Raw genomic sequence first — 6,809 nt, 5'->3', positions numbered from 1 at the left:
GTCCCAGTTATTTTTTCTGAATGAATGCAATCCCTGATTTGGGAAATTCAACTCTTACTACTCCCAGGCTTTGAGCAATGAAGCTTCTAAATTCCGCTTGCGAGTAATACTTTTGATACGTGCCTAATCGTGACAATCCTTCACCTCTGCCATCAGTTCTGACGGCGATAACGAGCGATCGCCTCGTCAATTCCCAGCAGTATTGAAGGACTTCAGTTCTTTCTATTGCGGACTCAATCGTGTTAATGACGTAAATACAACTGATACAGTCAGTCGGCTGCAATAGAGCCAAATCGTATTTCCAGTAGGGATCGAAACCGACGCAAGAAATGTCTAGTTTATGAAGGTGCTCTAGATCTTCTCCTCTACCGCAACCAAAGTCTAGAAGCAGGCTTGATGGTTCCACTACCCTGTACTTTACGGCTACCTTCATCGGCATCGATAGACCGCGCCGAGCGATCGCGCACTTCCAACGAGGTGTAGACCACGTTTTGTAGTCGAGCCAAAAAGGGTATTGAATTGTCATTTGTCATGATTTCACCAGCCTTACTTCCATCAAGTCCGCCGCTAGGCGTTTGCCGTTGTGTTGGATTGAGTTTGCAGCAAAGCTAGTGCTGCTTATTTCTAGAGCAGACGTGGTAATACTTGCAGCGCCAAAATGCCGTTTGAGCAAGAACTAGACATCTAAAGCACGATCGCGCTCGACCCTCGCCTCGTCGTTTTAGTTATGCCAGAAGAAGAGCGGGCCCTAGCTGTAGTGAAAGTCGTATGCGATGCCGAAGGCGGTATGCTCTTCGACCATGCTCCGCAAACGCTTCGCGACCATCGCGCAGGCAGATGACGACTGCAATCGCGTAGTAAATAATATCTGTAAGTGCAGTAACCACATGAAGGATAGACTTAACAGGTAATGGCAAGCTCAATTGAAGATACTTACCCAAATATTACTCGCTGGGTGAACGAGCATGAAGGCTGGATTGAGATTGGCTACGATCTAGACAGTCCCTTAAGTTCGTTTATCCGCGCTTTAGATAGCGGTGGGATGCTTCAAGGCAAAGACAGCTATGGCAGTTTAGATGAAGCGCTGCAAGAGTTAGATTCTGCATTGGTACAGGTGTTGGAAGAGATTTATGGCGAATAAGCACAAATCGCCTCGGTCAACACAGGGCGATCGACAACGTGGATCGGCGACAGGCAGCAGGAAATCCAGGAGGAATAGCCATAGCTAAACAAGTAGAAGTTTGCGAGCGTGTGAAGGGCTGTTGCTGCTAATGTGAAGAGTTTGAAGGCTCAAGCTCGCCCTTGCCGCGTAGCAGAACTTACAGAAAATGGATATAAATGGATATATCTGGATGCAAATGGATAGAAAAATGGATATGGCATGAAGATTGGGACGCTGAGGATCACACCGGAGATCCTGCGGCTGATTGCCGAAATCGATGAATTCAAGGGAACGTGGCGGACTTTGACGACACTTGCTCCAGAGCGGCTGGCAGTGTTGAAGCGCGTCGCCACGATTGAAAGTATCGGCTCCTCGACTCGGATTGAGGGGGCGAAGCTGAGCGACAGGGAAGTAGAAGAGCTGCTCGGTCGCTTGGAACGGCAGGATTTTGTCTCGCGCGACGAACAGGAAGTCGCGGGTTATGCCGAGGTGATGGATGCGGTATTCGATTCCTACACCGCCATCCCGCTTACCGAGAACTACATCAAGCAGCTGCACGCGATGCTGTTGCGTCGTTCGACCAAGGACGAACGACATCGTGGCGAATACAAGAAGCTGCCGAACAATGTCGAAGCTTTCGACGCAGATGGAAAGAGTATCGGTGTTATCTTCGCTACGGCATCACCCTTCGATACGCCCTTCAAAATGCAAGAGCTGGTCGCTTGGACCCGCGAGGTGCTGGCAGATGGAGCTTGGCATCCGCTCATTGTCATCGGGCTGTTTGTCATCGTCTTCCTAGCAATCCATCCATTTCAGGATGGAAACGGGCGGCTTTCGCGAGTGCTGACGACGCTATTACTGCTGAAGGCGGGCTACTCCTACGTGCCTTATAGCTCCTTGGAAAGCGTCATCGAGGCGAACAAGGAAGGCTATTATCTGGCGCTGCGTCGGACGCAGGGCACGTTGGAGACGGAGTCACCCGATTTCGAGCCGTGGTTGAGGTTTTTCCTGCGATCGCTCAAGAGTCAGAAAGATCGATTAGCGACGAAGATTGCACGCGAGCCGCAAGCCGAAGGGCTGCACCCAGACGCGATCGCCATTCTAGAAGCGGCGCGGCGAAACGGTCGCATCACCACGGGTGAAGCCCAGAAACTAGTTGGCGCACCGCGACCGACGGTCAAGACACGCCTCTTGGAGCTGGTCAAGCGCGGTCTGCTTCAGCGTCAGGGGCAGGGCAGAGGAAGTTGGTATAGTCCGCCACCTGCTCGATAGACGTAGTGCTAGAGAAAGTGATAAGCCCGTTATTTCAAGTATTCTCAGGCTCACTTTCACCAAGAGTTTGATAAAAAGCTTTTTCAGCGGCGATTTGGTCAGCTCGCTTGGTATACCGTTTGAAACTTTGCATTGACTTATGCCGCGTCAGCGTCATTACGTGATAAGTATCCATGCCCTTAAGCACCAAATCGGTAGCAAACGTGTGTCGGAACCGATGAGCGTGAAGATCGATCCCCGTCGCCTGCTGAATCGCATCGACGACATCTCGAATCCCCCAGTAGGTGAGGCGCTTGCCAAAACTGCGGCGCGATCGCGAGATAAATAGAGGACTTGTAGGCTGAAGTTCTTCTCCTTGCTGCGATCGCCATTCTAGGTAGACATTCAAATCCATCCTGGCTCTTTCTTTGAGCGGTACGCAACCCTTGCTGTCACTTTTAGCTTTACGAACGTGCAGCCTCGTGCCGTCGTAGTCTTCTAGGTTGAGTGCCGATACTTCTGCTGCCCGCAATCCGTGCAGCAAAATCGAAACCAAGGCAGTATTGCGTTCGCAGTAATTACTCTCTGCTGCTACCTGATAAATGCTTACTAATTCCGCCTCGCTCAAGTCTTGTGCTTCTGGTGATTCCAGCTCCAGTAAGTCGATTGTTTTGGTAGGGTTTTTAGCAACATACTCCGAATCCACCATCCATCCGTAGAAGTTTTTCAGAGTTGTCAGCACCCGATTCGCTGTCGCCGGAGCAAGAGATTTTTCTTCTAGCAAGTCATCTTTAAACAGCGCCACCTGTCTGGGAGTGACTGCACTCCAAGCCGTTTGCGTCCAATCCATAAATCGCTGTAAGTCCTGCTGATATGCCTTCTTACTATTGTCCGAGAGCGATCGCGCCATCAAAAATTCATCCACTCGCAACTGCCGCAGATCTGTAGGTTGTTGAGATGGGATTACAGCTGGTGTTGGACTGACAGAACGAGCAATTGGAGTCGAAGACGGGAGAATAACGGGTTCTGGGATAGGGCGGCGAGGCATAGAAGCACGTATTCCAGCAATTTTCATTGACTATCAGTTTAAGCGATCGGGTCAAGTGGCGATCTGTCGTTCGCGTCTATAAGTAATTATACTCATTCACTTCATTTAAATCCCAAATAAGTAACATTATCTGTTCTAAGACAAGCCTCAGACAAAATGTCAAAATCAGTAAGTGACAACAGCCGAAAAACCTTTGTACTGTAGAATTTAAGAATCGCTGCGGCGATCGATCTACGAGCGTTAAGTTAGTTGATGTCTACCTATGTTGAATCGTGTTTCAATCGAGCAGACCGATCCGCCTCGCTCTGCTAAAGAGACGCTGCCGACAATGTACGATTTACTCAGCGAAGACCCCCAGGAGCCGGGTTGCAGAGGCGAGTTTCACGACTTTCAACCCCAACTGCTGCGCGAAACGTTCCGCCCGCCCCACTATTCGCCAGAGCAGGTCTTTGTTGCCAGCGGCCTGAATCTCTATTACGACGTGCGCCATCCACTCTGGTGCAAGCGTCCCGACTGGTTTGCCGTCTTGGGGGTGGAGCGATTGTATGAGGGGAGGGATTTACGCATGAGCTATGTCATGTGGCAAGAGGGCGTAGCTCCTGCTGTTGTCGTCGAACTCCTGTCACCAGGTACGGAAAGAGAAGATTTAGGACGGACGCAAAGAGGAATGAATCAGCCGCCGACGCAGTGGGAAGTCTACGAGCAGATTTTGCGCGTTCCTTATTATGTCGTGTTTGACCGCTATAGCGATCGCCTGCGAGCTTTTACCCTGACAGCCGGACAATATCGCGAAGAATTGCTCGAACAGTTGCGCTTCTTTTTACCGAGTTTGAATTTAGGTTTGGGACTCTGGCAGGGGAGTTATCAAGGAATCGACCGACAATGGTTGCGCTGGTACGACGATCGAGGTAACTGGATTCCTACTGCAACAGAATTAGAACGAGCGCAAAAAGAGACAGCACAAGCCAGAGCTGAACGATTAGCCGAGCGGTTGCGGGCAATGGGAGTTGACCCAGATGCGCCTGACGGTGAATAAACTAAGCGCGGTAAGAGAATGCCGAAAAATGTCCAAATCAACTGTTAGAAAGACTAGAGCAAAACGATCGCTCCTCCAAGAACCCGTCAAGAAAGCGAAGGCAATCCCAGACAAGTGCCTCAAGTGTGCCACGCTCTCAGCAGAACAGGCTCAGGCAATTCATGGTGTAGGTGGCGATGGATGTTGGAATCCATCCGTTTGCTACAGCCGCCGTTCCCATGCTCGCTGTCGGGTAAGAGAGAGCAGGTTGCCCTGTCCCTCTCCCCTCAGAACGGCTCGTGATACTTTCGCATCAAGCCGCTCAAGCCTCAAGCCTCATAGAACTCCACCGGCATGAAGATGTTTGTGGCAGGTGACGTGCAAATGCACGAGGTTGTCGATTGAGTTCGTGCCGCCTGCTTTTACACTTTTGCGATGGTGGATGTGCAGTTCTTCCCCATTGAACAGATGCTCTCCACAGAGGGGGCATTTCCATTGCTGATTTTCTGCCACATTCCTAAGTTTCGAGCCATTCTCCCACCGGATTTTGCCGAATTTCGTCAAGCGTTTTGCCCAATAGGATTTTAAGCTGGGATCATCTGGAGAAGCGGTATTTTCAACCTTAACGTGCCGTTCGATGGGAATCGATGCAGCTCGAAATAAGTGGATGAAGGTGGTTTCTCCATGTCTATTGCGTGTATGCGCGAAAAACGTCCATTTCCGGTTTTGATGAGTCCGGAAGTATTTTTCCTTGACCCAGTTTCGACCTTTGTTGGGATGTCTTCGTTTTGCCCAACGCCATAGAGCTTGCCATACTTGTTTGTCAAAGTAGGACATGACCCGTTTGCTGCTGCCAATGCGGTAGTAGTTTCCAAACCCCCGAATAATGGGATTAAGGTAATTGATGACCGTTTCCGAGCTGACTTGCTTGTGATTTTTCAGCCAGGTTCTAATGTCTTTCAACTTGTTCAGAACTTTGTCTTTTTCAGGCAGCCCAAGGGTTTTGCCCTTGAATTGTCTGAAAGTGACTCCCAGAAAGTTCACCCCATCCTTGATATTTCTGATGGTCGTCTTTTCTGGGTTCAGTTCCAATCCTTTTTCCCCTAGCCATTGTTGGATCACAGGGACAATTTTCTCAATATCTTCCCTAGTCGTCGCAGTAACAAGTATGTCATCCGCATAACGAATGTAACCGTATGCATTAGACTTTCTGTTCCTGTTTCGCAGTTTACCCCGACCTTTGTCAAAGAATGGAGCAGGTTTAGATTTTTGATATTGAGATAACCGTTCTTCGAGTCCGGTTAGGGCGATGTTGGCTAAAAGTGGAGAAGCTATTCCCCCTTGAGGCGTGCCCTTAACCGTTGGGTAGAAGACTTCGGATTCTACATAACCTGCTTTCAGCCATTGCTTGATCAATTCCCTGACCGGTGTCGCCCCAATAGCGTTGAGAAGAGACTGATGGCTGATATTGTCAAACGCACTCTTGATGTCCGCATCCAGAATCCAGCTATCCCGCCCTTTGCAAAGCCGATTGTGGCATTGCGTGAGGGCATCGTGACAGCCTCTTCCGGGGCGAAAACCGTAACTGTTGGCTTCAAAACGAGCTTCCCAGCTAGGTTCGAGTGCATTTTTGACCATTGCTTGTGCGACGCGATCTTGTAGAACAGGAATTCCGAGCGGTCTTTGTTTTCCGTTTGCTTTGGGAATGTAGACCCGTTTAGTTGGGCGAACTTTCCACATCGTATATTCCTGCATCTGATCTACTAATTTCACTCGGTCGGCAGCAGTTAATGCTGTTTGACCATCAACCCCCGCAGTTTTCTTGCCGTGGTTCTCTAGAGTGACTCGTCGCACAGAAAGCAACAGGTTAGCGTGACTGCGTAGCATCAGTTTGGTCAGGCTTTTCACCCGATTCCACTGATGGTTCTGTGTGGCACGATAAATCCGCTGTCTCAGGTTTTTCACACGCTTTTTGATCGGCTTCCATTGAATGGTTGTCCAATCTGTGAGCGGTTCCTTCGCTCCGATTTCAAATTTGAATCTATCTTTCACTTAGGTTCAATTCCTTCTCTTTGGTTTATCGTTCGAGACCAGTGGGAAGTCTGCTACCTTTCGGTATGAGGCAAAGTTGAAACCTCTATCTCTTGCGTTACCAAGAGCATTCGCTTTTTCCCGTTTCCTTTACCCGCTAGGTAATTCTGTCTCCCTTGCGGTTGACTTACTCAAAGGTTCCTGGTTCTACTCTAGTTTGTGTTTGACCGGTTTTCCGGTTCCACGACCATTCAGGGACGAGGCAATCAGAAAATTTCGCAACCAGTTGTCGTGGTAGCGAA

7 protein-coding genes are annotated in these 6,809 nt (G+C 49.5%); 4 read left to right on the top strand and 3 right to left on the bottom strand.

Going from position 1 to position 6,809, the window contains the following annotated elements:
• Positions 1–7: 7 nt before the first annotated feature.
• A complete protein-coding gene (locus H6G17_RS31835; RefSeq protein WP_192162683.1) occupies positions 8–526 on the bottom strand; it encodes a methyltransferase domain-containing protein in 519 nt (172 codons plus the stop codon).
• Between the two features lie 384 nt (positions 527–910).
• Between H6G17_RS31835 and H6G17_RS31830 the strand changes: the two genes are divergently transcribed.
• Both H6G17_RS31830 and H6G17_RS31825 read left to right on the top strand, forming a co-directional pair.
• Positions 911–1,141: a hypothetical protein gene (locus H6G17_RS31830; RefSeq protein ID WP_192162682.1), complete on the top strand. Its 231-nt coding sequence runs from the start codon at positions 911–913 to the stop codon at positions 1,139–1,141.
• 240 nt (positions 1,142–1,381) lie between these two features.
• Positions 1,382–2,434: a Fic family protein gene (locus H6G17_RS31825; RefSeq protein ID WP_192162680.1), complete on the top strand. Its 1,053-nt coding sequence runs from the start codon at positions 1,382–1,384 to the stop codon at positions 2,432–2,434.
• A gap of 34 nt (positions 2,435–2,468) precedes the next feature.
• Here H6G17_RS31825 and H6G17_RS31820 read toward each other — a convergent pair whose 3' ends face one another.
• A complete protein-coding gene (locus H6G17_RS31820; protein WP_192162678.1) occupies positions 2,469–3,488 on the bottom strand; it encodes a tyrosine-type recombinase/integrase in 1,020 nt (339 codons plus the stop codon).
• 235 nt (positions 3,489–3,723) lie between these two features.
• On the opposite strand from H6G17_RS31820, the gene H6G17_RS31815 reads away from it, so the two are divergent.
• The gene (locus H6G17_RS31815; protein ID WP_199317184.1) at positions 3,724–4,497 is read left to right on the top strand and encodes a Uma2 family endonuclease; all 774 of its coding nucleotides are present in this window, start codon (positions 3,724–3,726) and stop codon (positions 4,495–4,497) included.
• A 28-nt stretch (positions 4,498–4,525) separates the two neighbouring features.
• Positions 4,526–4,834: a hypothetical protein gene (locus H6G17_RS31810; protein ID WP_199317183.1), complete on the top strand. Its 309-nt coding sequence runs from the start codon at positions 4,526–4,528 to the stop codon at positions 4,832–4,834.
• Here the strand turns inward: H6G17_RS31810 and ltrA are convergent.
• Positions 4,813–6,528 (bottom strand): group II intron reverse transcriptase/maturase, encoded by a 1,716-nt coding sequence (ltrA, locus tag H6G17_RS31805; RefSeq protein ID WP_192162675.1) that lies wholly within the window; start codon positions 6,526–6,528, stop codon positions 4,813–4,815. The genes H6G17_RS31810 and ltrA overlap by 22 nt on opposite strands.
• Between the last annotated feature and the right edge of the window lie 281 nt (positions 6,529–6,809).

Source organism: Chroococcidiopsis sp. [FACHB-1243], assembly GCF_014696895.1.
In the GTDB taxonomy this organism is placed as follows: domain Bacteria; phylum Cyanobacteriota; class Cyanobacteriia; order Cyanobacteriales; family Chroococcidiopsidaceae; genus Chroococcidiopsis.
This window is presented reverse-complemented; position numbering and strand designations above follow the sequence as displayed.